Origin of the sequence: Aeromonas sp. QDB11 (genome assembly GCF_027705265.1) — a bacterium.
GTDB classification, from domain to species: domain Bacteria; phylum Pseudomonadota; class Gammaproteobacteria; order Enterobacterales; family Aeromonadaceae; genus Aeromonas; species Aeromonas allosaccharophila.
Window position 1 is genome coordinate 1 of the sequence record NZ_JAPDBM010000146.1, and the last position, 2,139, is coordinate 2,139.

At 42.2% G+C, this 2,139-nt stretch carries 3 protein-coding genes; all 3 read right to left on the minus strand.

Annotated features, from left to right (window positions below; genetic code table 11):
- Positions 1 to 575 precede the first annotated feature (575 nt).
- From OKC40_RS22225 to OKC40_RS22235, 3 genes are read right to left on the minus strand one after another with little or no spacing between them, the layout of a single operon-like run.
- The gene (locus tag OKC40_RS22225; RefSeq protein ID WP_270797003.1) at positions 576 to 800 is read right to left on the minus strand and encodes a hypothetical protein; all 225 of its coding nucleotides are present in this window, start codon (positions 798 to 800) and stop codon (positions 576 to 578) included.
- 14 nt (positions 801 to 814) lie between these two features.
- Complete coding sequence (locus OKC40_RS22230) at positions 815 to 1,240, minus strand: hypothetical protein (protein ID WP_270797004.1); 426 nt, start codon at positions 1,238 to 1,240, stop codon at positions 815 to 817.
- On the minus strand, positions 1,237 to 2,076 hold the full coding sequence (locus OKC40_RS22235; protein ID WP_270797005.1) for a hypothetical protein: 840 nt from the start codon (positions 2,074 to 2,076) through the stop codon (positions 1,237 to 1,239). The genes OKC40_RS22230 and OKC40_RS22235 overlap by 4 nt, the downstream gene beginning before the upstream one ends.
- Positions 2,077 to 2,139 lie beyond the last annotated feature (63 nt).

The window sequence follows — 2,139 nt, forward strand, 5'->3', positions numbered from 1 at the left end:
ATGGGTTGTCGCCGGTAGAGTTTGAAAGGCAGTTTATTTTTCAGCAACAAAGTGTCTAGAAAACCAGGGGCGATTCAGTTATATGTAGTTATTTATGATGGAGACTAACGTTTTAGCTAGCTGTTTTTTGTTTGCAGATACTTTTATGTGATTTTTTGAACCATTTTTAGGATAAAAAACAATTTCATGATCTTCATTATCATATTTGACAGAGGAAAGATTGTTGAGTGGTAATTCAAAAGTTCCACCATCATCACCATAAATATAGCTATCAGTTATTGCAAAGCCTTGAATAAAGCCAAGGAATGAAGAATATTCATAAATAAAAACAAAGTCAGTCGCGCTATTTGCGTGCGAGTTATACTTAGCAACATATTTATTTGATGCTGTTTTTACGGCTTTATTAAAGCGGGCACTACTGACAGAATGGAATCATCATTATCTGTTATGTCGAATCTGTATTCAAGTAATGCATCAGATAAAGATTTCATAATATATAAACCTCAACAATAAGATAGGTGGTTAGCATCAAGATACCGCCATATGTATCTTGATGCTTTATTTTTACTAACTCTCTATAAAAGCGTTTTGATCTCGTCAGGAGAACGATAGCCCCGATTAAAAAGCTCTTTTAAAACTAATGCTTTTGTTACTGGCCCAGCAGATTGTTGACCTGTAGCAACCTTGGCAAGTTCACGATCACTCATGGCAAATACAGTCGCATCTGTTTCATCGTAAGTATCGCTCGCTGCTTGTGCTGCTTTGTCAGCAAGTTTACCCACAGTACTCCAAAAACTCATAATAACTACCTCTGCTACCAGTCAATCGACTTTACAGTTGGGTCCTTTAACGCAGATATTGCTTCTTTGGCCTGTGCTAGCGGGGATTCTTTGGCGATGGCAACAATGCTGGACATTGCTTCACCTACAATGTCCATATTGCCCATATCAATCCCCTTATCTAGGGCCGAAAAAAGGCCTTCGATCTGCACAGCGCGTTCTTTAAAGGACTCTTTCAAATAATCTTCGAGAATCTCTTTTTGAGCCTGGATCTTGCTAATTTCGACATCGCGCCAAGCAGAAATAGCTTGCCGCTTGGTTTTTTCTATCGCAACAGTCTGTTTGTACTCAGCATATGCCGATTGTATAGATTGAAATGCATCAATGGCCATGCTAGGCGGTATTGATTTAACCGGTACTTTGGTTATCAAATTTCCTACCTTGGAAAGTGTCTTGCTCATTCTTCACCTGAATATACTAATAAGCCAGAGTAGGTAGATTTCAAATTACCAATCAGTTTCTCATTTTTGTCTATCAATGGCACGTCTATCAATTGCTTGAGGGATTTACCCATGAGAAACATCATATCTATGGATTTATTATCATCCAGATTTTCTGTCTTAACTTTCTCGAATCGTTCGACAGCTGCATGAATAACTGCTGTTATTTCTGCGGCATGTGAACGTAGCCCCTTCAAATACACTTTTGATGTATCTATCTCGGCTATTTGGGTATCGATTTTGGCGGCGTAGCTCCGGGCTTCGGTTACCGCTTCTTCGGCCTTGCTGGCCATCATAAAACCACCGATGGCCAATGCCGGGCCCAGTACAATACCGCCCAATGCCAAGGTGCCACCAGCAACGCCAAATCCTCCTGCCGCAAGTGAACCACCACCCAACCATGCCAGGGTGGCACTCTGGGCTGCTGCACCAGACAAGGTGGCGATGGCTGTTCCTGTTGATGCTGATGCCAGCATGCCAACAGAGCCGTAGGCGGCCAAGCCAGCCAAGGCTCCTGCAGCAGCGGATGAACCCATGTTTTTGTTGAGATCAAGACCGACTTCAACCAAACGAGCCATATCTTTTAATTCAACGGGGCTAATGGCCTCTTCAAACTCCTTGAGTCTGGCGGAACCGCCTTTTTGTAGGCGTTTTTGAAAGTCGATAAGATACTTAAATTGATTTAAAAGAATCTCAGCTTTGACTTTTCCTAACGTTTTAAGAGCCTGATTTGTCTCTTCCCGTGAGGATTCCAGAGAGGATACTGCATTGCCATGGCGCTTACAGGGCGGGAGCACACTTTGTTGATATTTTAACCAAAGAATAACTGAGCCCGATAGTCGTCATTCCAGCCGGCTCTT

What these genes read in the sequence shown, in the direction of transcription:
- OKC40_RS22225 (WP_270797003.1), bottom strand. Translation starts at nt 800, where the DNA reads ATGAGTTTTTGGAGTACTGTGGGTAAACTTGCTGACAAAGCAGCACAA.
- OKC40_RS22230 (WP_270797004.1), bottom strand. Translation starts at nt 1,240, where the DNA reads ATGAGCAAGACACTTTCCAAGGTAGGAAATTTGATAACCAAAGTACCG.